Raw genomic sequence first — 22656 nt, forward strand, 5'->3', positions numbered from 1 at the left:
TCTGGCGGTGAGCCTTCACCGTGATGTCGGAGTCATTAAGTTGCGGGTCGACCTCGTCTGCCAACTTACCGACCGACTACCGGGAGGGCTCATGACAGCTCTGCTAGCGTTTCTCCACACCCCCTTTCTCGGCACGCCCGGCTGGTTCTGGCTGGCGTTTATCGCCATTGTCCTGGGCCTGCTGGTGTTCGACCTTGGCGTGCTGCACCGCGACCAGCACGTGATCGAGATGCGCGAAAGCCTGTTGCTGTACAGCGGCTACTTTGGCGTAGGGGTGGCGTTTGGCGGCTGGGTCTGGTGGCAGCTGGGCGCGAGCAAGGCGCTGGAGTTCTATACCGGTTTTCTGATTGAGCAGTCGCTGTCGATGGACAACGTGTTCGTCATGGCGATGATCCTGGGGTTCTTCGGCATCCCGCGTATCTACCAGCACCGCGTGCTGTTCTGGGGCATCCTCGGGGTGATCGTGCTGCGCGCCATCATGATCGGCCTGGGCACGGTACTGGTGCAGCGGTTCGACTGGATACTCTATGTATTCGGCGCCTTTCTGCTGCTGAGCGGGGTGAAGATGCTGCTCGTGCGCGAGGAGCAGCAACTTGACCTGGCTCAGAACCCACTGCTGAAATTCCTGCGCCGGCATGTGCGCGTGACCGATGAACTGCACGGCGGCCGGTTTTTGGTTCGCCTGCAGACGCCCCACACGCAAACCTCACTGCTTTATGCCACGCCGCTGTTGCTGGCCCTGGTGCTGATCGAGCTGGCGGACCTGGTGTTCGCCGTGGACAGCGTGCCAGCGGTGTTCGCGATCACCCAGGATCCGTTTATCGTCTACACCTCGAACATCTTCGCGATTCTCGGCCTGCGCTCGCTGTATTTCGCCCTCGCGGCGATGATGCACCGCTTCGTCTACCTCAAGTACGCGCTGGCGCTGGTGTTGATCTTTATCGGCGGGAAGATCTTTCTGCACGGCTTTATCGGCAAGGTTCCGGCCCTGCTCTCGCTCGGCGTGACCTTTGGCTTGCTGGCTGGCGGCGTGCTGTTGTCGCTGTTGAAAACCCGTGACCGCCCAACCCAGGACCAAGAGCAGCCGTGACGCCGCCGGATATCCAGATCAAACTGCTACAGACCCGCAGCGGCCAACGCTGGCAGGTACGGATGGGGCGTCGCGCGCTGATATTCCAGGAAGAACTGGCCGCCCGATCCTTTGCCGCGCAGCTGTACCTGCGGCTCGGCTGGCTGCGGCAGCAGGCCATTGCCGATAACGAGCAGGACCAGCCCTCTTGAACGCTCCACCACCCAACAGCCAACAACAGCAAGGCCCGCTATAAGCGGGCCTTGTGCGTTGCGGTTAGGGCGTGAGCGGCTGACGAGCCAGGCCTGATCAGCGGCTGGCGCTCATCATTTCCTTGGACACATATTTGCCGACCTCGAACTTGCCGATGGCCATGCGGTGCACTTCGTCCGGGCCATCGGCCAGGCGCAGGGTGCGCTGCATCGCGTACCAGTAGGCCAGCGGGAAATCATTGGAAACCCCGGCGCCGCCGTGGATCTGGATCGCGCGGTCGATCACCTTGAGGGCAACGTTCGGCGCCACCACCTTGATCTGGGCAATTTCGCTGGCAGCGACCTTGTTGCCGACGGTGTCCATCATGTACGCGGCATTGAGCGTCAACAGGCGGGCCATGTTGATTTCCATGCGCGAGTCGGCGATGTGATCGATATTGCCACCCAAGCGTGCCAATGGCTTGCCGAATGCGGTACGGCTGATGGAACGCTCGCACATCAGTTTCAGGGCACGTTCGGCCATGCCGATCGAGCGCATGCAGTGGTGAATCCGGCCTGGGCCGAGACGCCCCTGAGCGATCTCGAAGCCGCGGCCTTCACCGAGCAGCACGCTGTCGTACGGCACCCGCACGTTCTCGAACAGCACTTCGGCGTGGCCATGGGGCGCGTCGTCGTAGCCGAACACTGGCAACGGCCGCAGGACTTTCACGCCCGGTGCGTCCATCGGTACCAGAATCATCGAATGCTGCTGGTGACGCGGTGCGTCGGGGTTGGTCAGGCCCATGAAGATCATGACCTTGCAGCGCGGGTCGCAGGCGCCCGACGTCCACCACTTGCGGCCGTTGATCACCCACTCGTCGCCCTCGCGGCGGGCATTGGCTTGCATGTTGGTGGCGTCCGAGGAGGCAACGCCCGGTTCGGTCATGGCGAAGGCTGAGCGGATTTCCCCGCTGAGCAGCGGCTTGAGCCACTTTTCCTTCTGCGCTTCGTTGGCGTAGCGCACCAGTACTTCCATGTTGCCGGTGTCGGGTGCCGCGCAGTTGAACGGCTCGGCGCCGATCAGCGAGCTGCCCATGATTTCCGCCAACGGCGCGTATTCGGTATTGGTCAGGCCGGCGCCCAGCTTGGATTCCGGCAGGAACAGGTTCCACAGGCCCTCGGCCTTGGCCTTGGCTTTCAGCTCTTCCATGATCGCCGTCGGCTGCCAGCGGTCGCCCTCGTTGACCTGCTGTTCGAACACGGCTTCGGCCGGGTAGACGTGAGCCTCCATAAACGCCGTCACGCGTTCACGCAGGTCCTGAACTTTGGGGGAATAGGCGAAATCCATGGGGCTACCTTCTACGGGCTGATTGGGTGGCTGAGGTGAGGTGTTAACGATGCTAGAACAGGGTTATGGATTTATCTAACCTATTTTCATCGTGTATAAACATTCATCACCGATATATGATCCACTGATGCGGACAACCCTCGGAGCGCGCTTGGAATGAATCTGAACAAGGTCGACCTGAACCTCTTTATCGTCTTCGACGCCATCTACACCGAGGCCAATCTGACCCGCGCCGGGCAGATCGTTGGCATCACCCAGCCGGCCGTTTCCAACGCCCTCGCCCGCCTGCGCGAAACCTTCAACGACCCGCTGTTCGTACGCACGGCCCAGGGCATGGTGCCCACGCCGATGGCGCAGAACATCATCGGCCCGGTGCGCAATGCGTTGCAGCAGCTGCGCATTTCGGTGCAGGAAAGCCGCACCTTCAACCCGGTGCAGGCGAACAAGACGTACCGCATCAGCATGACCGACCTGACCGAAGCCGTGGTGCTGCCGCCGCTGTTTCAGCGCCTGCGCCGGCTGGCACCGAACGTGATCATCGAGAGCATGCTGGCGCGCCGCCGCGAGACCACCAAGGAGCTGGCCGCCGGGCGGCTGGATTTTGCCGTGGATGCGCCGCTCAACACCGACCCGCAAGTGCGCCACGTCAAACTCATGGAAGATCGTTACGTGTGCGCCATGCGCCGGGGCCATCCGCTGAGCAAGGACAAGATCAGCCTGGACGAGTACCTGTCGCTGACCCACATCCATATTTCCAGCCGACGTAGCGGCCTCGGCTACATCGACCTGTCACTCGGCAAGATGGGGCTGCAGCGCCGGGTTGCCTTGCGTTCGCAGCATTACCTGATGGCGTCGACGGTCATGCAGAGCACCGACATGGTGATGACCGTGCCCGAGCGTTTCGCCCGACGCAACGACCTGCATTACGTCGAGCTGCCGGTCAACGATGTGCCTTCGCTGGAAACCCACCTGTACTGGCATGAAAGCACCGACCAGGATCCGGCCAATCGCTGGATGCGCGAACAGATCATCGAGATCTGCCAGCACGTCACTGCGCAGGAAAAGAAAATAGAGAAAGCTTCAACATAAGCCGCTAAGCCATTGATAAAAGGCCTCCCTTGCGGAGGCTTTTTATTGCGCGATGAATCCCCAGAGCTCAGGCGCTGTCGCGCAGCACCAGTTCGAAGCCGACGTCGATGCAGTGCCGGGCCGGTTGTTCACCGCGCATCAGGGTCAACAGCATTTCCGCGGCCAACTGGCCGATGCGTCCGCGGGTGGTGCGCACCGTAGTCAGGGCCGGTTGCAACCAGGCGGCGGCGGGCAAGTCGTTGAAGCCGGCAATCGCCAAGCGCTGCGGAACCGCCAGGTCCAGCTGCCGGGCGCGAAACAGCGCGCCCATTGCCAGGTCGTCGTTGTTGAAAAACACCGCGTCGATTTCCGGATGCTGCGCCAGCAGGCGGTCGAGCAAGTTGGCACCCAAACCGATGGACGACAGCTCGGGGGTCAGCAATTCCAGAGTGGGGTTGTAGCGCCCGTGGACGTGCATGGTCTGCCGATAGCCTTCGGCGCGCTGCAGCGTACGTGGATCGAGCTGGGCAGCGGCGAAGGCAATGTGCTGGTAACCGCGCTCGATCAACGCCTGGGTCATTGCCGCACCGGCGTCCAGTTGCGAGAAGCCGACGCAGAAATCATCCTCGGCCTCGCTCAGTTCCATCATGGTGACGACGGGCCCGCGACAGCCGCCAAGAATCTCCCGCGCCGTGTCGCTGCGTTCGAAACCGGTGACCAGCAGCCCGGCTGGCTGATGGGCCAGGTAGGAACGCAGCAGCCGCTCGTCTTCTTCGGGGCGGTAATGGCTGACGCCGATCATCATCTCGAAGCCGGCCGGCATCAGCACCCGCTGGATCGCCTCGACGGTGTCGACGAACACCGAGTTGGACAACGAAGGAATCACCACCGCCACCAGGTTCGACTTGGAACTGGCCAGTGCCCGAGCCGCCGGATGCGGTACGTAGCCGAGGTTCTTGGCGGCCTGCATGACCTGTTCGCGCAACGTATCGGACACCCTGTCCGGCTGGGACAAAGCGCGCGACGCGGACATCAGCGAGCAGCCGACCAGCTTGGCCACATCGGACAAGGTGACGCGGTCGGCAGAACGGCGGCGGCGTTGGGTCATGACGGTTCCATCGGCGAAAAATCGGGCGATTCTAGCAGGCGCACCGGCCGGAGGTCGGCTGGCGTGGCGATGCTACGGCCCAGTGCCGCAAAGCCGAGCATCGCCCTGTTGCCGTTACTTGGCCTTGGCGAGCTCTGCCTGCACCTGGTCGTACAGCGGCTGGCCCACCGTGTCGATGACCTGCTGGATCGCCGGCTGCGCCCGCTCACGCATGCGCTGCACTTCCTCGGGGCTGATTTCGTTGACCTGCATGCCGTTTTCCTTGAGCTGGGCCAGGGCTTTGGAGGCTTCGTCGCGGGTGTCTTGCCGCTCGAAATCACGCGCCTTCTTCGCTGCATCCATCAGGATGGTCTGCTCCGCTTGCGACAGGCCGTCCCACCAGCGCTTGGAGGCCGTGACGATCCAGGGGCTGTAGACGTGGTTGGTTACGGTCAGGTACTTCTGCACCTCGTAGAACTTCGACGAGAGAATGGTGTTGAAGGGGTTTTCCTGCCCGTCCACGGCCTTGGTTTCCAGGGCGGTGAACAGTTCGGAGAATGGCAGCGGCACCGCGTTGGCGCCCATCAGCTTGAAGGTTTCGAGGAACACCGGGTTGGGCATCACGCGCAGCTTCACCCCGGAAAAATCCTCGAGCTTGGTAATCGGGCGAAGGTTGTTGGTCATGTTGCGGAAGCCGTTTTCCCAGTACACCAGCCCAACCAAACCCTTCTCTTCCAGCTTGTCCATTATCTGCCGACCAACCGGACCGTCCAACACGGCGTCGGCCTGCTGCTCGCGGGTGAACAGGAACGGCGTGTCCCACACCGCCATCTCCTTGGTGATGCCGACCAGCGTTGCCGTGGAGCCCACCATCATTTCCTGGGCACCACCCATCAAGGCACTCTGCATCTGGTCGTCGGAGCCCAGGCTGGCGGCGCCGAAGGTGCGCATCTTCAGCTTGCCGTCAGAGGCCTTGGCCACTTCTTCGGCGAACAGCTTGGCTGCCCTGCCCTGGTTACTGTTTTCGTTGAGGCCATAGCCGAAGCGGATCATCCGCGAGCGGACTTCGTCGGCCTGGGCGGACAGCGTGGCGACAGGGCTGAACAGCATCGCGGCAGCCAGGAGGGTGATCAGTGGACGTCTCATGAGCTCATACCTTTCTTGTTGTGAATGAGTACGGGTTGGGTGTTACGCGGCGCGACCGTCGCACCAGCTGCGACCCTGGCCACAGCCTGTATCCCGGCGCGCTGGCGCCGGTTTGCAGCTTTCAACGCAGCCATGCGAGCGGCACGGTGACGATGGCCGGAAAGGCGATCAGCAGCGCGACTATGGCCATGTACACGAGGAAGAACGGCATCACGCCGCGCACCAGGATTTCCATGCGCAACTTGCCGATGCCGCCCACCACGTTGAGCACCGTGCCTACGGGCGGCGTGATCAGTCCGATCGAACCGATCAGCACGAACATCACGCCGAAATACACCGGATCGACCCCCGCCTTGACGGCAATCGGTGCCAGCACCGGGGCAAGAATCAGGATGGTCGGCGTGAGATCGAGCACCATGCCGACCGCGATCATCAACACCATGATCGCCAGTACCAGCAGCTGCGGATGGTTGGCCAACGGGCCGAGCATCGCGCCGATTTCCTCCGGCAGCTGGGCGAGCGTGACCATATAAGCCGACACGGTTGCTGCGGCGCAGAGGAACATCACCGAGGCGGTGGTGCGGCTGGCGCGGGTTAGGGTTTCAACCAAGGTCGCCCAGCTCAGCTCGCGGTACAGCAAGGTGGAAACCGCCAGGGCATACATTGCCGCGACCACGGCAGCTTCGGTGGGCGTAAAGATGCCAAAGCGCAGGCCACCGACGATGATCACCGGCAACATCAATGCGGCAGCGCCGTCCACCAGCACATGGCGGCGCTCGGCCTTGCTTGCCTTGGGCGGCGTGGGCTCGGTAAAGCCGCGGGCGATCAGGGTCCAGGCGAAAATAAGGCCGATGCCCATGATCAGGCCCGGCACCAGCCCGGCCATGAACAGCTGGCTGATCGAGGTATTGGTCACCACGCCGTAGATCACGAAGGGCATCGACGGCGGGATGATCGGCGCAATGATGCCGCCTGCGGCGACCAGGCCGGCGGATGAATGCAGCGGGTAGCCGCGCTGGCGCATCATTGGCAGCAGTAAGGTTGCCAGCGCCGCGGTGTCGGCCAGGGCCGAGCCCGACATGCTTGCCAGCAACACCGCCGCGGCGATGGCGACGTAACCAAGACCACCGCGCAAATGACCGAAATACGCCTGGGCCATGGCGATGATGCGCTTGGAAATGCCACCGGCGTTCATCAATTCGCCAGCCAGGATGAAGAACGGCACCGCCAGCAGCGGGAAGCTGTCGGCCCCAGCCAGCAGGTTCTGCGCGAGCAACTGCACATCCCAGAAGTCGAGGTACCACATCAGCACCGCGCCGGTGAGAATCAGGGCGAATGCGATGGGCATGCCGAACGCCATGAAGCCCAGCAGTGATGCGAGAAAGACGGCAACGGTCATTGGCAGGGCCTCGTTGAATGCGGGGTCTTGTTAGGCATGGTCTCAATCCACCGTGACGTTGGCGCGGGCGCTGGGCGATGCGGGCGCGCGCCGCCAGACGTTGACCAGTTGTGCAAGGGCCAGCACGGCCAGCACGCCCATGCATACCAGCACTGGCACCATTCCGAGCACGACCGGGTAACCCACCACGGTGCTGACGTTGCCCCAACCGAACTGCACCTGATTCCAGGCACCCAGCGCACACGCCACGCTGGCGACGGCTACCAGCACCCAACTGAAAGAGTCGACGACCCGGCGCGCGGCCTGCGGAAAGCGGTCGCGAATCATGCTAAAGCGCATCAGTTCGCCCCGGCGCATGCTCGAGGCGACGCCAACGAACACCAGCCAGACGAACGCCAGCCGCGACAGTTCCTCTGCACCCGACCAGCCGGTACCGAACGCGTAACGCAGTACTACGTTGCCGAATACCGCAACCACCATGAATGCCATCAGCGCCGCCATCATTGCGTCGGTCAACCGATCGAACAGACGCGCTAGCCAGCCGCCGTAGATAGGTTCGCCGGTGAGGTGAGGATCGCTGTTAGCGCTATCAAACTCGCTCGCAGAAAGGTCCACCTGTTTCTCGATCACCTCCCCCAGGGATTCGCGGTGCACCCATGCACAAATCTGCGCGGTCACCTGTTCGCGGCTCTGGGCGGCGTCGACAGTGAGCACATTGGCTTCGCCAACGGGCGGTTCGAGCGTGGCGAACTGGCTGTCGACCAGTGAAGTCGGCATGAAATGCCCAGGGCGGGCACCGACCCGCTGCAACGCGGTAGGGTGATCGATTTCCAGGTAGGCGAACTGCAGACCCGGCACTGCATCACGCAAGCGGGTGCGGTAGCTGAGTTTCAATGCCGAGCAGGCCAGCACGAAATCCCCATCCGCGGCCTGCGCCGCCTGCATTTCAACAATCAGTGCATCAAGCCAGTGGATGCGATCGGCATCGCTGAGCGGCGTACCGGCGCGCATGCGCTCAACGTTTTCGGCGGGATGGAAGTGATCGGCCTCGATCAGGCGCCAGCCCAGTGATCGGGCCACGGCCTGGCTTATTTCAGTCTTGCCGGAGCCGCTGACGCCCATGATCACCAAGGTATGGCGGTCCGGAGCTTTGGCGGTAGCAGTTGCAATGGATTGCATAGGGTCTCCTGGGCGCCGTCGATGCGGAGCCACTCATTGTTGGCCGGATGTTAGCGCTATCCAATTTACTCGACAACCCTAATTTCACATGCGCAACCCCATGGCTGGGTGCCACCGTTTCGCATTGATCGGTCGGGTACTGATTCGCAACGGCGGTTGCACATATTCCACATGAAGACTAGTATTCGTTTTAATTCCACATAAGGAGATTATCTTCATGCCTGTCAGTATCCAGCAACACGAGCCGGTACTTGATCTGGACTCGCCCCAGGCCGGCCAGGTCGCGCTGAAGTTTTTCTTCAACCTGATGGAGAAATGGAACTGCACTGTGGAAGAGCAGATGGTGCTGCTCGGCTCGATCGGGCGCAGCACCCTGTACAAGTACCGCCAGTTGCCGGAAGTACGCCTGCCTCGCGACACCATGGAGCGCGTGTCGTACCTGATGGGCATTCATAAGTCCCTGCGCATCCTGTTCGGCGACAAGCCCTCGACCTATGCATGGGTGAAGAAGCCCAACAGCGAAGCCCCGTTCAACGGCAACAGTGCTTTGAACCTGATGCTTGCCGGTGGCGTGGTCGATCTCGCCGATGTGCGCCGCTATCTGGATGGCGTAAGGGGATAAGCATGTTGCCAGCGCAAGTTCTGCCCGCCTGGCGCCGGGCGTATCGCCTGGTATCGAGTGCGTTTCCGCCTATTTCGGTATTCGAGGACGTACTCGACCCTGCCGACCTGGAGCAGGCGTATCTGATCGAAGGCCTGACCAACGACCGACTGCGTGAGGAAGCGGGATTGCTCGCCCATGTGGCACTGGAAGACCGCGTAAGCGGTCCGGGCTCGTCACCCTTGATGGCGGCCTTTACCCATGTGGGGGCGATCAGTCGCTTTACGGCGGGCCAGTACGGCGTTTACTACTGCGGCGACAGCCTGCAGACGGCGGTTGCGGAAACCCGCTTCCACCGCGAGCGCTTTCTGCGTGCCACCGCCGAACCGAGCATGGAGCTGACCCTGCGCACCTATGTGTGCCGCATCGTCAAGCCGCTGCACGACGTCCGCGATGGTCACGACCAGTTGCATGATCCCGACATCGCCAGTTACCCCGTCGCCCAACGCTACGCTGCCGATTTGCGCAAGCAGCAATCCTGGGGTCTGCTCTACCGCAGCGTGCGCAACCCAGGTGGCGAGTGCGCCGCGCTGTTCCGTCCACCTGCAGCCAGCATCCCGCAGCAAGGCGTGCACCTGCGCTATGTCTGGGACGGCAAGCTGCAGCAGATCGTCAATGTCTTCGAGATCAAAGAGATCGCCTGAGTCGCCAGCCCGCGGCTCCGTTCAGGTACACCTGATCTTAATCACGTCGAGCGCGCCCCTGTGTTTCAATGGCGCCATAGCCAGCCCCGGGCAGCATGCCCGGGACCTCTAGTAAGGAAGACCCATGAACCCGATCAAATTTGTTGCAGCTGCGCTTGTGGTGGCCGGACTGTTGGCGCTGCTGTACGGCGGCTTCAGTTACACCAAGGACACCACGGCGGTAAAACTGGGCCCGCTCGAACTCTCGGTTCAGGAAAAAGAGCGCGTCAACGTGCCTGTATGGGCGGGCGTCGGAGCCCTGCTGATCGGCGGATTGCTGTTTGCCTTCGGCGCTAGAAAACCCTGATTCGTCTGCAACAGGAGCGGTTTTGAACGCACTGTTTATCTGCGCCAAGAACCGCTTGCGCAGCCCTACCGCCGAGCAGCTGTTCGCCACCTGGCCTGGGGTTGCCAGCGCATCGGCGGGCATCAACCATGATGCAGATATACCGGTCTGCCCTGAGTTGCTGGAGTGGGCCGATCTGATTTTCGTGATGCAGGCGGTACACCGCACCAAGCTCTGCGCCAAGTTCAAAGCGCAATTGGCCAATAAACGCATCATCTGCCTCAATATTGCCGATGACTACGGTTTCATGGACCCTGCCCTCATCGACCTGCTGCATCAGCGCGTCGACCGCCACTTGCCGCACCGTTCGCCCTGACCTGAGCTGGTTAATCCTGTTCCAGCTGGGCGACTCTGAACTGGGCTCCATGAGACCTAGCCGGCCAAGCCAGGCGGCGGTCTTCCACCCCGCGCTTTCAGCGCCAAACGCTGTGGATCGCGGTCGATGTGTCCGATGTCGAAGCCGCGGTTGATCGCGCCTGCATGACCAGACGCCGGCAGTCTGAACGGCCATGCGCCGTTGGCGAATCAGTTTCTCGGCAAATCGTTGGAGCGTTCTCACCTCCCCTCGGTCCAAGCACGCGCAAGCCTGCAACCGCCGCCGCTGTCGTAAGCCGTAACGATCGAGTCCTACCGCTGGCCACTACGGCTGGTTAGGGTGGTCGCCAGGCACCCGCCGAATGTCCGCAGACAACGGTGTCGATAGCAACAAGAAGAGAACCGACGATGCACAAGCCCCGACTCTACAAGACGCGCCTGTCCCTCTGCCGCCTGCCCCTGTGCATGGCCGCCTTGTCCAGCCCTTTTACCGATGCGCTCGCCGAGCAGGCCGCCTCGGGCAATGACGGGGTCTATCAGGCACCGCCGCTGGTCATCAGTGGCAGCCGATACCAGGCCAGCGGCTTTGACCTGCCGTTTTCGGTCGACCGCATCGACGCGCAGCAGGCCATCCTGGGCAAACCGGGCGTCAACCTGTCGGAAGCGCTGACGGGCGTACCGGGGTTGGTGGTGCAGAACCGCGGCAATTACGCCCAAGACCTGCAGGTATCGTCACGCGGCTTTGGCGCACGGGCGGCGTTCGGTATCCGCGGGATCAAGCTGCTGGCCGACGGCATTCCGGTTTCCAGCCCCGATGGTCAGGGCCAGGCGGGCACCTTCGACCTCGATACCCTGGACCATATCGAAGTACTGCGCGGTCCGTTCGCCAGCGTATACGGCAGCAATTCGGGCGGCGTCATTCAGCTGTTTTCCCGCGACGGCGAAGGGCCTGCACGGGTGTCGGCAGATACCTCGGTGGCGGCCTGGGGCACGACGCGCAATCGGCTCAGCGCGGAAGGCGGCAACGACAAGGCCGGGTTTCTGATCAACCAGTCGCATTTCGAAACCGATGGCTATCGCGACCACAGCAGCGCCACCCTCGACAAGACCTTCGCCAAGCTGACGTTCTACCCGGATGACGACAGCAAGCTGGCGCTGATTTTCAGCGACCTCAACCAGAACGACACCGAGGACCCGCAGGGCCTGACCTGGGCCCAGTACCAGGCGGACCGTCGCGCGGCCGCGCCCAGCGCCGTGCTGTACAACACCCGCAAAACCATCGATCACCGCCAACTCGGCCTCAATTACCAGCGTGAGTTTGCTGCGGGAACGCTGGAGGGCACGCTTTACAGCGGCACCCGGCGGGTCATCCAGTACCAGTCGATTCCGGCTGCGGTTCAAGCCAATCCGAACCAGTCGGGCGGTGTAATCGACTTCGAGCGCACGTTCTACGGCGGCAGCACGCGCTGGATTCAGCCGTTCGCCCTGGAACCCGGCAACCTGACGCTCACCGCCGGCCTCGACTACGATTTTTCCCGGGATGATCGCCAGGGTTATGAAAATTTCTCCGGCAGCCAGCTCGGCGTTCGCGGTGACCTGCGCCGCGACGAGCGCGACGAAATCGCCAGCATCGCGCCCTACCTGCAACTGGGCTGGCAGCTCGGCAAAGCCAACCTGCAGGCGGGCTTGCGCTACAACGAGGTGGCGTTCGATGTCGAGGATCACTACCTCGGCAACGGCGACGACAGCGGCGACACCCGCTATCGCGACCTGACGCCCAGTATCGGCGCCAGCTACGCCCTGACGCCCACGCTGAACATCTACGGCAGTTGGAGCGAGGGCTTGGAAACACCGACCTTGAATGAACTGTCCTACTCGGGCACGGACGGCGGCTTTGGTTTCGGCCTGGAGCCGGCCAGCAGCGAGCAGTTCGAAGTTGGCGTGAAAACCCTGCTGGGCACGCACACCCGGCTGAACGCCGCGTTGTTCCAGATAGACACCGAGAACGAACTGGTCGTCGCCGAGGCCGCAGGTGGACGCACCCGCTATCAGAATGCCGGGCAAACCCGTCGTCAGGGGCTGGAGCTGTCGCTGGACAGCCAGCTCAGCGATACGCTGAAGGCGCGACTGGCCTACACCCGTCTCAGTGCCGTCTACAGCAAGGACTTCACCAGCAATGGCACAACCATCGAGGCCGGCAACCGCATTCCCGGAGTCCCGGCAACCAGCCTGTTCGGCGAGTTGAGCTGGACGCCGCTTGAGGGCGTGAGTACTGCCGTCGAAGGCATCTACCGCAGCAAACTGTACGTTGAAGACAGCAATATCGAGAAAACCGCACCGAGCAACACCCTGTTCAACTGGCAAGCGCGCTTCGAGCAAAAGCTGGAGCGCCTGACCTTCAACCAGGTCCTGCGCGTGGACAACCTGCTGGACCGCGAATACATCGGCTCGATCATCGTCGGCGACGGCAACGGCCGCTATTACGAACCCGGTCCCGAGCGCGCCTGGTACGTTGGCGCCGGTGTGGAATACCGCTTCGACTGAGTGCTGCAACTTAGCAACGGTTGCCGGTTTGCCGGCAGCCGACTTCAAAACTTTTTCACAAGTAATCCGCAACTGCCTGATATTTCGAATTTTCCCTCTTTTTCAGCCATCCGCCAAATGCCTCTGATAGTGAAAACCGTTGACTGAATGCATTCGCAGCTTTACGTTAACGTAAAGGTAAGCAAGAGCAACCAGCATGTCTGCAACGACGTATTCCATATCCGACCTGGCGCGCGAGCTGGACATCACCACCCGCGCCATTCGTTTCTATGAAGAACAGCAGATGCTCAGCCCCGAGCGGCGCGGCCAGGAGCGCATCTACAGCGCCAAGGACAAGGTCACCCTCAAGCTGATCCTGCGCGGCAAACGTATCGGTTTCTCCCTCGCCGAGTGCAAGGAGCTGATCGAGCTGTACGACCCGGTACACGGCAATCACAAGCAGCTGCACACCTTTATGGCGAAGATCGCCGAGCGCCGCGCCCAGTTGCAGCAGCAACTTCTGGACATCCAGCAGATGCAGCTAGAACTCGATACCGCCGAAGAGCGCTGCCTCGCGGCCCTGGCTGAAACCGATAAAAAACAAACCGTTATCTCCTGAACTTAATTCGAACAATTACAGGTGGAACCATGAGCTACCCATCCCTCAACTTCGGTCTCGGCGAGACCATCGATATGCTGCGCGACTCGGTGTACCAGTTCTCACAGGCTGAACTGGCCCCGCGCGCCGCGCAGATCGACCGCGATAACGAGTTCCCCATGGACATGTGGCGCAAGTTCGGCGACATGGGCCTGCTCGGCATGACCGTGGAAGAGGAATACGGCGGCACCAACATGGGCTACCTGGCCCATGTGGTGGCCATGGAAGAGATCAGCCGTGCCTCGGCTTCGGTCGGCCTGTCCTACGGCGCTCACTCCAACCTGTGCCTGAATCAGATCCGCAAGAACGGCACCCACGAGCAGAAGGCCAAGTACCTGCCCAAGCTGTGCTCCGGCGAACACGTCGGCGCCCTGGCCATGAGCGAGCCGAACGCCGGCTCCGACGTGGTATCGATGAAGCTGCGCGCCGAGAAGCGCGGCGACCGCTACGTGCTCAACGGCAACAAGATGTGGATCACCAACGGTCCCGACGCCAACACCTACGTGATCTATGCCAAGACCGACGTCAGCGCCGGCTCGCGCGGTATGACTGCGTTTATCGTCGAGCGCGACTACAAGGGCTTCTCCCGCCACCAGAAGCTGGACAAGCTGGGCATGCGCGGCTCCAACACCTGTGAGCTGGTGTTCGAGGATTGCGAAGTACCGGAAGAGAACATCCTCGGCGCAGAAGGCGGTGGTGTGCGCGTGCTGATGAGCGGCCTGGACTACGAGCGCACCGTGCTCTCCGGCGGCCCTACCGGGATCATGACTGCCTGCATGGACGTGGTACTGCCCTACGTGCACGAACGCCAGCAGTTCAAGCAGTCGATCGGCGAGTTCCAGTTGGTGCAAGGCAAGCTGGCCGATATGTACGCCGGCATGAACGCTTCCAAGTCCTACCTCTATAACGTCGCCAAGGCCTGCGACCGCGGCGAGGAATCGCGCAAGGACGCCGCCGCAGTGATCCTCTACACCGCAGAAATGGCCACGAAGATGGCCCTGGATACCATCCAGCTGCTCGGCGGCAACGGCTACACCAACGAATACCCGGCCGGCCGTTTACTGCGCGACGCCAAGCTTTACGAGATCGGCGCCGGCACCAGCGAAATCCGCCGCATGCTGATCGGCCGTGAGCTGTTCAACGAAACCAAATAGCCTGACGGAGCGCGCCAGATGGCCATCCTGCACACCCAGATCAACATCCGCTCGCCGGAGTTCGCCGCCAATAGTGCGGCGATGCTTGCCCAGGTAAACGACCTGCGCGCCCTGCTCGCCCGCATCCATGAAGGCGGCGGCGCCAAGGCCCAGGAGCGCCATACCTCGCGCGGCAAACTGCTGCCGCGCGATCGCATCAATCGCTTGCTGGATATCGGCTCGCCCTTCCTCGAAATCGGCCAACTGGCCGCCCATGAGGTGTACGGCGAAGAGGTGCCGGCGGCTGGCGTGGTGGCCGGTATCGGTCGGGTCGAGGGCGTGGAGTGCATGATCGTGGCCAACGACGCCACGGTAAAAGGCGGCAGTTACTACCCGCTGACGGTGAAAAAGCACCTGCGCGCGCAGACCATCGCCCAGCAGAACCGCTTGCCGTGCATCTACCTGGTGGATTCCGGCGGCGCCAACTTGCCGCGCCAGGACGAGGTGTTCCCGGATCGCGAGCACTTCGGGCGGATCTTCTTCAACCAGGCCAATATGTCGGCCATGGGCATCCCGCAGATCGCCGTGGTCATGGGCTCCTGCACCGCTGGCGGCGCTTATGTGCCGGCCATGGCCGATGAAGCGATCATGGTGCGCAACCAGGCCACCATCTTCCTCGCCGGCCCGCCGTTGGTAAAAGCCGCCACCGGTGAGGTGGTCAGCGCCGAAGACCTCGGCGGCGCCGATGTGCATTGCAAAACTTCAGGTGTGGCCGACCATTACGCCGATAACGACGAACACGCTCTGGCCCTGGCCCGGCGCAGTATCAGCAACCTGAACTGGCGCAAGTTCGGCGTGCTCAACAACCGAACGCCGATCAACCCGCTGTATAGCGGCGAAGAGCTGTACGGGGTTATTCCGGCGGACGCCAAGCAGCCGTTCGATGTGCGCGAAGTCATCGCCCGTACCGTCGATGGCAGCGTATTCGATGAGTTCAAGGCGCTGTTTGGCGCGACCCTGGTCTGCGGCTTTGCGCATATCCACGGCTATCCGGTGGCAATCCTCGCCAATAACGGGATTTTGTTCGCCGAATCGGCGCAGAAAGGTGCGCACTTTATCGAACTGGCCTGCCAGCGCGGCATTCCTCTGCTGTTCCTGCAGAACATCACCGGCTTTATGGTCGGGCAGAAATACGAAGCCGGCGGTATCGCCAAGCACGGCGCCAAGTTGGTCAACGCCGTGGCCTGCGCCAAGGTGCCGAAATTCACCGTGATCATAGGCGGCAGCTTTGGCGCCGGTAACTACGGCATGTGCGGCCGCGCCTATGATCCACGCTTCCTGTGGATGTGGCCGAACGCGCGCATAGGCGTGATGGGTGCCGAACAGGCCGCCGGCGTATTGGTGCAGGTCAAACACGAACAGGCAGCGCGCGCCGGGCAGAGCTTTTCCGCCGAAGAAGAGGCCAAGCTTAAGCAGCCGATCCTCGAACAGTACGAGCGCCAGGGCCACCCCTACTACTCCAGTGCCAGGCTGTGGGACGACGGCGTGATCGATCCGGCGCAAACCCGTGACATCTTGGGCCTGGCGCTGTCCGCCAGTCTTAATGCGCCGAGTGAGCCGACCACCTTTGGCGTGTTCCGCATGTAATGCCGGACCACCGTAGGGTGCTCGGGGCCGCCTAGGCCATGCGCACCGCTTTTCAACGAAATGGTGCGCACAGCGCACCCTACGAAGATGACCATGACCGACTTCAACACCCTCGAACTGCAAACAGACCCGCGCGGCTTTGCCACCCTCTGGCTCAATCGCGCGGACAAGAACAACGCCTTTAACGCCGAGATGATCCGCGAGCTGATTCTCGCCCTCGACGCGGTGATGGCCGACAAAACCCTGCGCTTCCTGCTGCTACGCGGCCGTGGCAAGCACTTTTCCGCCGGCGCCGACCTGGCCTGGATGCAGCACGCGGCGACCTTGGACTACAACGCCAATCTGGCCGACTCACGCGAGCTGGCCGAGCTGATGCACAACCTCTATCAGCTGAAGATCCCGACCCTGGCCGTGGTGCAAGGCGCGGCATTTGGCGGTGCGCTGGGTTTGATCAGCTGCTGCGACATGGCCATCGGCACCGTTGACGCCCAGCTGTGTCTGTCAGAAGTGCGCATCGGCCTGGCACCCGCGGTGATCAGCCCCTTTGTCGTGCAGGCGATTGGCGAGCGCGCTGCGCGCCGCTATGCCCTGACGGCCGAGCGCTTTAGCGGTCAGCGGGCCCAGGAACTGGGGCTGTTTGCCGAATGCTATGCCGCCGATGCCCTGGAGCCGGCGGTGGCCCAGTGGGTCGACACGCTGCTGCTCAACAGTCCTCAGGCCATGCTGGCCAGCAAGGATCTGCTGCGCGAAGTCGGCAGCGGCGTGCTGACCCCGGCGCTGCGCCGTTACACCGAGAACGCGATTGCCCGTATCCGCGTCAGCCCCGAAGGGCAGGAAGGTCTGCGGGCATTCCTAGATAAACGCAAACCCGCATGGCAGGAGCCGCAAGCATGAGTCTTAAGCCCATCGACACCCTGCTGGTGGCCAACCGTGGCGAAATTGCCTGCCGGGTGATGCGCACGGCCAAGGCCATGGGCATCCAGACCGTGGCGGTGCACAGCGCCATCGACGCCAACGCCCGCCATGTGCGTGAAGCCGATCTGGCGGTGAATCTGGGCGGCGCCAAGCCGGCTGACAGCTACCTGCGTATCGACGCACTGATCGCCGCAGCCAAGGCTAGCGGTGCTCAGGCGATTCATCCCGGTTATGGCTTTCTTTCGGAAAACGCCGGCTTTGCCCGCGCCATCGAAGCCGCTGGCTTGATCTTTCTCGGCCCGCCCGCCTCGGCCATCGACGCCATGGGCAGCAAATCCGCCGCCAAGGCGCTGATGGAAGCCGCCGGCGTGCCGTTGGTGCCGGGCTATCACGGCGAAGCGCAGGATGTGGAAACCTTCCGCGCGGCCTCGAACGCAATCGGCTACCCGGTGCTGCTCAAGGCAGCAGCCGGCGGCGGTGGCAAGGGCATGAAGGTGGTCGAGCGTGAAAGCGAACTGGCCGAAGCCCTGGCCAGCGCCCAGCGCGAGGCGCAGTCGTCGTTCGGCGACTCGCGCATGCTGGTGGAAAAATACGTCCTCAAGCCGCGACATGTGGAAATCCAGGTGTTTGCCGACCAGCACGGCAATTGCCTGTACCTGAATGAGCGCGACTGCTCGATCCAGCGCCGTCACCAGAAGGTTGTCGAAGAAGCACCGGCTCCGGGTCTGTCACCTGAACTGCGCCGCGCCATGGGCGAGGCAGCGGTCAAAGCTGCGCAGGCCATCGGCTATGTCGGTGCCGGCACCGTGGAGTTTCTGCTGGATGAGCGCGGCGACTTCTTCTTTATGGAGATGAATACCCGCCTGCAGGTCGAACACCCAGTGACCGAGCTGATTACCGGCCTCGATCTGGTCGCTTGGCAGATCCGTGTCGCCCGTGGCGAAGCGCTGCCGATCAGCCAGGAGCAGGTGCCGCTGATTGGCCACGCCATCGAAGTGCGGCTGTATGCGGAAGATCCGGACAACGACTTTCTGCCTGCCACCGGCACCCTGGCGCTGTACCGCGAAGCCGCCGCTGGCCCAGGCCGGCGGGTCGACAGCGGGGTCAGCGAAGGCGATGAAGTCTCGCCCTTCTATGACCCAATGCTCGGCAAGCTGATCGCCTGGGGCGAAAACCGCGAAGAGGCGCGCCTGCGTCTGCTGGCGATGCTTAAGGAGACCTGCGTGGGTGGGGTCAGAACCAATCTGGCCTTTCTCACCCGCGTGCTGGCCCATCCGGCCTTCGCCAATGCGGAGCTGGATACCGGCTTTATTCCACGCCACGAGGCGCAGCTGCTGCCGCCAGTAAGCGAGTTGCGGGCCGAGTTCTGGCAACTGGCTGCCGAGGCCTTTGTGCAGAGTGAAGCGCCGCTGCAGCGCCACGATGACTGCCACTCGCCCTGGTCGCGCAATAACGGCCTGCGTCTGGGGCTGCCGGCGGAAACAGACTTGCATCTAAGCTGCCAGAACGAGCGCCAAATAGTACGCCTGCGCCATGCTTCGGCTTCCACCGTACAACTGCAAGGTGAAAGCCTGTCGGTTGAACGCGATGGCCTGCGGCAGCAGCACCTTGCGATTCGTCGCGGCGATACTCTGTATCTGCACTATGCCGGTGAGCTGCGCAGCATCCAGCGCGTCGACCCGATTGCCGAAGTCGAAGCCAGCCATCAGCAGCACGGCGGCCTCACCGCCCCCATGAACGGCAGTATCGTGCGGGTGCTGGTAGAAGCCGGCCAGCAGGTCGAAGCCGGCATCGCGCTGGTGGTCCTGGAAGCGATGAAGATGGAACACAGCATCCGCGCGCCGCATGCCGGAACCGTCAAGGCGCTGTATTGCAGCGAGGGTGAGATGGTGAGCGAAGGTGCCGTGCTGGTGGACCTGGACGACATGTAAGCGGTGCGTAGGGTGGACATCGCTTTTTATGTCCACCTGAGCATTCACAGCGGATGGTCATGGTGGATGTATAAAGCGACATCCACCCTACAACTGGACGAAATATAAGCAGGCATTCGATGCGCACAGCGCACCCTACAAACCCATGAGATTGCGCGCATCGCTGCAATCGTAGGGTGCGCCATGCGCACCATCGGCCCCAAGGAGACGCCAAATGAGTTTGCCTAAACAGGTACGCCTGGTCGAAGTCGGCCCGCGCGACGGTTTGCAGAACGAGAAACAGCCGATCAGCGTGGCCGACAAGGTGCGTCTGGTCGATGACCTGTCTGCCGCAGGCTTGAGCTATATCGAGGTGGGCAGCTTTGTCTCGCCCAAGTGGGTGCCGCAGATGGCCGGCAGCGCCGAGGTTTTCGCGCAGATCGAGCAACAGCCGAGCATCACCTATGCCGCCCTGGCGCCGAACCTGAAAGGCTTCGAAGGTGCCCTGGCAGCCGGGGTCAAGGAAGTCGCAGTATTTGCGGCAGCCAGCGAGGCGTTTTCGCAGAAGAACATCAACTGCTCGATCAGCGAAAGCCTGGAGCGCTTTATACCGCTGATGGACGCCGCCAAGCAGCACGGCGTCCGCGTACGCGGCTATGTGTCCTGCGTGCTCGGCTGCCCCTATGAAGGCGAAGTGGCGCCAGCACAAGTGTCCAGCGTGGCCAAGGCGCTCTATGCGATGGGCTGCTACGAGGTGTCCCTGGGCGACACCATAGGCATTGGCACCCCGGCCAAGACTCGCCACCTGTTCAACGTGGTTGGTCGCGACATCCCGCGCCACCTGTTGGCGGGGCACTTCCACGACACCTACGGCCAGGCCTTGGCCAATATCTATGCGAGCCTCCTGGAAGGCATCAACGTATTCGACAGCTCGGTGGCGGGGCTCGGTGGCTGCCCTTACGCCAAAGGCGCCACCGGCAATGTCGCGACCGAAGATGTGCTGTACCTGCTTGAAGGCCTGGGCATCGAAACCGGCATTGATATGGATAAGTTGATCGCCGCCGGCCAGCGCATTTGCGCAGTACTGGATAAACCCAATGGCTCGCGGGTAGCCCGGGCGCGATTGGCCAACGCGTAGGGTGGACATGCCGAAGGCTTGTCCACCATTTGCATCCCGTGGCGCACAAGGCTTCGCGATGTACGCCCTACCCCGGCATATTTTCTTTACGCTCTGTAAAGCCTGACTATCAAGGCAGGCGCAAAACGACCAGCGGCGTTGCAAAGCTTCTACAGCGGCGCGCCACAGCAATCTGGCAGCAGCGCAGAAGCGCTCAGGCAAGCCGGCTTTCAGGCGCTAGGCTTACCATCCGCCCGGCCAACGGCCGGCCTAACAAGAATTTGAGGAAGCACAATGCAACATCCCCTGTGGACGCCTTCTGCCGAACGTATCGCCGCCACCCGAATGGACAGCTTCCGCCGCTTCGTCAATCAGCGCCACAGCCTGCAACTGGCCGACTATCCGGCCCTGCACGCCTGGAGCGTGACGCAGCGCGAATCGTTCTGGCAGGCGATTGTCGAGTTTTTCGAGATTCGCTTTAGCGCCCAACCCAAGGCCGTGCTGCAAGAGGGCAGCGCCATGCCCAGCGCCCACTGGTTTCCCGGCGCAACGCTGAACTTTGCCGAACACCTGCTGCATCGCCGCGATAACCACCCTGCCCTGATCGCCATTGACGAAGATGGCAGCCGCGAACAGCTGAGCTATGCCGAGCTGGCCGCCCATGTCGCCGGCCTGCAACGCAGCCTGCGTGAGTCCGGCGTCGGTATTGGTGACCGGGTCGCAGCCTTTATGCCCAACACCTGGCAAACCCTGGTCGGCATGCTCGCTGCCAGCAGCCTGGGGGCCACCTGGTCGAGCTGTTCGCCGGACTTCGGCACCCAGGGCGTGATTGATCGCTTCGGTCAGATCGAACCCAAGGTGCTGATTGCCGCCGCTGGCTATCGCTACGCCGGCAAGAATCTCGACCTGACCACCAAACTCAACGAGATACTCGAACGCCTGCCCTCGCTTGAACAGCTGATTGTGGTGCCCTTTTCCAATGCCCAGGCCAAAGCCGCCGACTTCCACTCAGCAGCCAAGGTCGCGCTGTGGCAGGACTTCTACCAGGCTGGCGGCGAGCCCGAATTCACTCAGGTAGCCTTCGATCACCCGCTGTATATCCTCTATTCCAGCGGCACCACCGGCGTTCCCAAGTGCATCGTGCATGGCACCGGCGGCACTCTGTTGCAGCACGTCAAGGAGCTCGGCCTGCACACCGATTTGCATGCCGACGACACGCTGTTCTACTACACCACCTGCGGCTGGATGATGTGGAACTGGCTGGTCTCGGGCCTAGCCCTGGGCGCGACTCTTGTGCTGTTTGACGGCTCACCTTTCCACCCCGGGCCCGAGCGCCTGATCGACCTGATCGACGCGGAGAACATCAGCATTTTCGGCACCAGCGCCAAGTTTCTCGCGGCGCTGGAAAAAGCCGGTGCCAAGCCGGGCAGCACGCACAAGCTGCAACGGCTTAAGGCGATTCTGTCGACCGGCTCGCCGCTGTCTCACGAGAGCTTCGAGTACGTCTACCGCGAGATCAAAGCCGATCTCTGCCTGTCGTCGATCTCCGGCGGCACCGATATCGTCTCCTGCTTCGCCCTCGGCAACCCGGTGCTGCCGGTACGGCGCGGTGAGCTGCAGTGCAAGGGTTTGGGCATGGACGTGCAGGTGTGGAACGACGACGGCCAGCCGGTAACCGGCGAGAAAGGTGAACTGGTCTGCGCGCAGCATTTCCCCACCATGCCGGTAGGCTTCTGGAAGGATAGCGACGGCAGCAAGTTCCAGGCAGCCTACTTCGACACCTTCCCCGGCATCTGGGCCCACGGTGATTACGCGGAAATCACCGAGCACGATGGCCTGGTGATTCATGGTCGCAGTGACGCGGTGCTCAACCCCGGTGGCGTCCGTATCGGCACCGCCGAAATCTATCGTCAGGTGGAAAAAGTCGAAGAAGTGCTGGAGTCCATCGCCATCGGCCAGGAATGGGACGACGACGTGCGCGTGGTGCTGTTTGTCCGTCTGCGTGAAGGTGTCGAACTGACCGATACGTTGCAGACGCAGATTCGCCAGGTGATCCGCGCCAACACCACACCGCGCCATGTGCCAGCCAAGATCATCGCCGTAGCGGACATCCCGCGCACCATCAGCGGCAAGATCGTCGAATTGGCGGTACGCAACGTGGTGCACGGCAAACCGGTAAAAAACACTGACGCCCTGGCTAACCCGCAGGCGCTCGATCTGTTTCGCGATTTACCTGAACTGCACAGCTGAAACACAGCAGG

At 62.3% G+C, this 22656-nt stretch carries 20 protein-coding genes; 15 read left to right on the forward strand and 5 right to left on the reverse strand.

Annotated elements, in window-relative coordinates; translation table 11 throughout:
• Positions 1-91: 91 nt before the first annotated feature.
• Both ACX0MV_RS07965 and ACX0MV_RS07970 read left to right on the forward strand, forming a co-directional pair.
• Positions 92-1090 (forward strand): TerC family protein, encoded by a 999-nt coding sequence (locus tag ACX0MV_RS07965; RefSeq protein ID WP_458981961.1) that lies wholly within the window; start codon positions 92-94, stop codon positions 1088-1090.
• Positions 1087-1281, forward strand: a complete 195-nt coding sequence (locus ACX0MV_RS07970; RefSeq protein WP_458981962.1) for a hypothetical protein — start codon at positions 1087-1089, stop codon at positions 1279-1281. Before ACX0MV_RS07965 ends, ACX0MV_RS07970 begins: the two co-directional genes overlap by 4 nt.
• A gap of 97 nt (positions 1282-1378) precedes the next feature.
• Here the strand turns inward: ACX0MV_RS07970 and ACX0MV_RS07975 are convergent, their stop codons facing one another.
• Positions 1379-2608, reverse strand: a complete 1230-nt coding sequence (locus ACX0MV_RS07975) for an acyl-CoA dehydrogenase (protein WP_458981963.1) — start codon at positions 2606-2608, stop codon at positions 1379-1381.
• Positions 2609-2764: 156 nt separating this feature from the next.
• On the opposite strand from ACX0MV_RS07975, the gene ACX0MV_RS07980 reads away from it, so the two are divergent.
• Positions 2765-3697 carry a LysR family transcriptional regulator gene (locus tag ACX0MV_RS07980; protein ID WP_458981964.1) on the forward strand — a complete coding sequence of 311 codons (933 nt, stop codon included), beginning with the start codon at positions 2765-2767 and terminating at the stop codon, positions 3695-3697.
• Positions 3698-3764: 67 nt separating this feature from the next.
• On the opposite strand, the gene gntR is transcribed toward ACX0MV_RS07980, so the two are convergent.
• From gntR to ACX0MV_RS08000, 4 genes are all read right to left on the reverse strand, one after another.
• Entirely contained in the window at positions 3765-4784 is a 1020-nt protein-coding gene (gene gntR, locus ACX0MV_RS07985; protein WP_458981965.1) for an HTH-type transcriptional regulator GntR, read from the reverse strand.
• A 114-nt stretch (positions 4785-4898) separates the two neighbouring features.
• A complete protein-coding gene (locus ACX0MV_RS07990) occupies positions 4899-5909 on the reverse strand; it encodes a TRAP transporter substrate-binding protein (protein ID WP_458981966.1) in 1011 nt (336 codons plus the stop codon).
• A 121-nt stretch (positions 5910-6030) separates the two neighbouring features.
• Positions 6031-7308 (reverse strand): TRAP transporter large permease, encoded by a 1278-nt coding sequence (locus ACX0MV_RS07995; protein WP_458981967.1) that lies wholly within the window; start codon positions 7306-7308, stop codon positions 6031-6033.
• Between the two features lie 42 nt (positions 7309-7350).
• On the reverse strand, positions 7351-8487 hold the full coding sequence (locus ACX0MV_RS08000) for a gluconokinase, GntK/IdnK-type (protein WP_458981968.1): 1137 nt from the start codon (positions 8485-8487) through the stop codon (positions 7351-7353).
• 217 nt (positions 8488-8704) lie between these two features.
• Here ACX0MV_RS08000 and ACX0MV_RS08005 point away from each other — a divergent pair, with 217 nt between their 5' ends.
• The 12 genes from ACX0MV_RS08005 to ACX0MV_RS08060 all read left to right on the forward strand — a co-directional run bounded on the left by ACX0MV_RS08005 (position 8705) and on the right by ACX0MV_RS08060 (position 22645).
• Positions 8705-9109, forward strand: coding sequence for an MbcA/ParS/Xre antitoxin family protein (locus tag ACX0MV_RS08005; RefSeq protein ID WP_458981969.1), 405 nt, complete (start codon positions 8705-8707; stop codon positions 9107-9109).
• 2 nt (positions 9110-9111) lie between these two features.
• A complete protein-coding gene (locus ACX0MV_RS08010) occupies positions 9112-9792 on the forward strand; it encodes an RES family NAD+ phosphorylase (RefSeq protein ID WP_458981970.1) in 681 nt (226 codons plus the stop codon).
• Between the two features lie 124 nt (positions 9793-9916).
• On the forward strand, positions 9917-10138 hold the full coding sequence (locus tag ACX0MV_RS08015; protein WP_458981971.1) for a hypothetical protein: 222 nt from the start codon (positions 9917-9919) through the stop codon (positions 10136-10138).
• A 22-nt stretch (positions 10139-10160) separates the two neighbouring features.
• A complete protein-coding gene (locus ACX0MV_RS08020; RefSeq protein ID WP_458981972.1) occupies positions 10161-10493 on the forward strand; it encodes a low molecular weight protein tyrosine phosphatase family protein in 333 nt (110 codons plus the stop codon).
• A gap of 464 nt (positions 10494-10957) precedes the next feature.
• The gene (locus tag ACX0MV_RS08025; protein ID WP_458982340.1) at positions 10958-13036 is read left to right on the forward strand and encodes a TonB-dependent receptor family protein; all 2079 of its coding nucleotides are present in this window, start codon (positions 10958-10960) and stop codon (positions 13034-13036) included.
• Between the two features lie 196 nt (positions 13037-13232).
• Positions 13233-13634, forward strand: coding sequence for a MerR family transcriptional regulator (locus tag ACX0MV_RS08030; RefSeq protein WP_458981973.1), 402 nt, complete (start codon positions 13233-13235; stop codon positions 13632-13634).
• A 29-nt stretch (positions 13635-13663) separates the two neighbouring features.
• Complete coding sequence (locus ACX0MV_RS08035; protein WP_458981974.1) at positions 13664-14827, forward strand: isovaleryl-CoA dehydrogenase; 1164 nt, start codon at positions 13664-13666, stop codon at positions 14825-14827.
• Positions 14828-14845: 18 nt separating this feature from the next.
• The gene (locus ACX0MV_RS08040; RefSeq protein ID WP_458981975.1) at positions 14846-16453 is read left to right on the forward strand and encodes a carboxyl transferase domain-containing protein; all 1608 of its coding nucleotides are present in this window, start codon (positions 14846-14848) and stop codon (positions 16451-16453) included.
• Between the two features lie 93 nt (positions 16454-16546).
• A complete protein-coding gene (locus tag ACX0MV_RS08045) occupies positions 16547-17347 on the forward strand; it encodes a gamma-carboxygeranoyl-CoA hydratase (RefSeq protein WP_458981976.1) in 801 nt (266 codons plus the stop codon).
• Positions 17344-19299 (forward strand): acetyl/propionyl/methylcrotonyl-CoA carboxylase subunit alpha, encoded by a 1956-nt coding sequence (locus ACX0MV_RS08050; protein ID WP_458981977.1) that lies wholly within the window; start codon positions 17344-17346, stop codon positions 19297-19299. The genes ACX0MV_RS08045 and ACX0MV_RS08050 overlap by 4 nt, the downstream gene beginning before the upstream one ends.
• 214 nt (positions 19300-19513) lie before the next feature.
• Positions 19514-20416, forward strand: a complete 903-nt coding sequence (locus ACX0MV_RS08055) for a hydroxymethylglutaryl-CoA lyase (protein WP_458981978.1) — start codon at positions 19514-19516, stop codon at positions 20414-20416.
• A 273-nt stretch (positions 20417-20689) separates the two neighbouring features.
• Entirely contained in the window at positions 20690-22645 is a 1956-nt protein-coding gene (locus ACX0MV_RS08060) for an acetoacetate--CoA ligase (RefSeq protein ID WP_458981979.1), read from the forward strand.
• Positions 22646-22656 lie beyond the last annotated feature (11 nt).

The sequence above is a fragment of the Pseudomonas cistanchae genome (genome assembly GCF_054483635.1).

Excerpts from the sequence above, each read along its gene's own strand:
- ACX0MV_RS08025 (WP_458982340.1), top strand. The coding sequence starts at position 10,958 with ATGGCCGCCTTGTCCAGCCCTTTTACCGATGCGCTCGCCGAGCAGGCC.
- ACX0MV_RS07965 (WP_458981961.1), top strand. The coding sequence starts at position 92 with ATGACAGCTCTGCTAGCGTTTCTCCACACCCCCTTTCTCGGCACGCCC.
- gntR (WP_458981965.1), bottom strand. The coding sequence starts at position 4,784 with ATGACCCAACGCCGCCGCCGTTCTGCCGACCGCGTCACCTTGTCCGAT.
- ACX0MV_RS08005 (WP_458981969.1), top strand. The coding sequence starts at position 8,705 with ATGCCTGTCAGTATCCAGCAACACGAGCCGGTACTTGATCTGGACTCG.
- ACX0MV_RS08035 (WP_458981974.1), top strand. The coding sequence starts at position 13,664 with ATGAGCTACCCATCCCTCAACTTCGGTCTCGGCGAGACCATCGATATG.
- ACX0MV_RS08040 (WP_458981975.1), top strand. The coding sequence starts at position 14,846 with ATGGCCATCCTGCACACCCAGATCAACATCCGCTCGCCGGAGTTCGCC.
- ACX0MV_RS08060 (WP_458981979.1), top strand. The coding sequence starts at position 20,690 with ATGCAACATCCCCTGTGGACGCCTTCTGCCGAACGTATCGCCGCCACC.
- ACX0MV_RS08045 (WP_458981976.1), top strand. The coding sequence starts at position 16,547 with ATGACCGACTTCAACACCCTCGAACTGCAAACAGACCCGCGCGGCTTT.
- ACX0MV_RS07990 (WP_458981966.1), bottom strand. The coding sequence starts at position 5,909 with ATGAGACGTCCACTGATCACCCTCCTGGCTGCCGCGATGCTGTTCAGC.
- ACX0MV_RS07980 (WP_458981964.1), top strand. The coding sequence starts at position 2,765 with ATGAATCTGAACAAGGTCGACCTGAACCTCTTTATCGTCTTCGACGCC.
- ACX0MV_RS08000 (WP_458981968.1), bottom strand. The coding sequence starts at position 8,487 with ATGCAATCCATTGCAACTGCTACCGCCAAAGCTCCGGACCGCCATACC.
- ACX0MV_RS08010 (WP_458981970.1), top strand. The coding sequence starts at position 9,112 with ATGTTGCCAGCGCAAGTTCTGCCCGCCTGGCGCCGGGCGTATCGCCTG.
- ACX0MV_RS08050 (WP_458981977.1), top strand. The coding sequence starts at position 17,344 with ATGAGTCTTAAGCCCATCGACACCCTGCTGGTGGCCAACCGTGGCGAA.
- ACX0MV_RS08030 (WP_458981973.1), top strand. The coding sequence starts at position 13,233 with ATGTCTGCAACGACGTATTCCATATCCGACCTGGCGCGCGAGCTGGAC.
- ACX0MV_RS07975 (WP_458981963.1), bottom strand. The coding sequence starts at position 2,608 with ATGGATTTCGCCTATTCCCCCAAAGTTCAGGACCTGCGTGAACGCGTG.
- ACX0MV_RS07995 (WP_458981967.1), bottom strand. The coding sequence starts at position 7,308 with ATGACCGTTGCCGTCTTTCTCGCATCACTGCTGGGCTTCATGGCGTTC.
- ACX0MV_RS08015 (WP_458981971.1), top strand. The coding sequence starts at position 9,917 with ATGAACCCGATCAAATTTGTTGCAGCTGCGCTTGTGGTGGCCGGACTG.
- ACX0MV_RS08055 (WP_458981978.1), top strand. The coding sequence starts at position 19,514 with ATGAGTTTGCCTAAACAGGTACGCCTGGTCGAAGTCGGCCCGCGCGAC.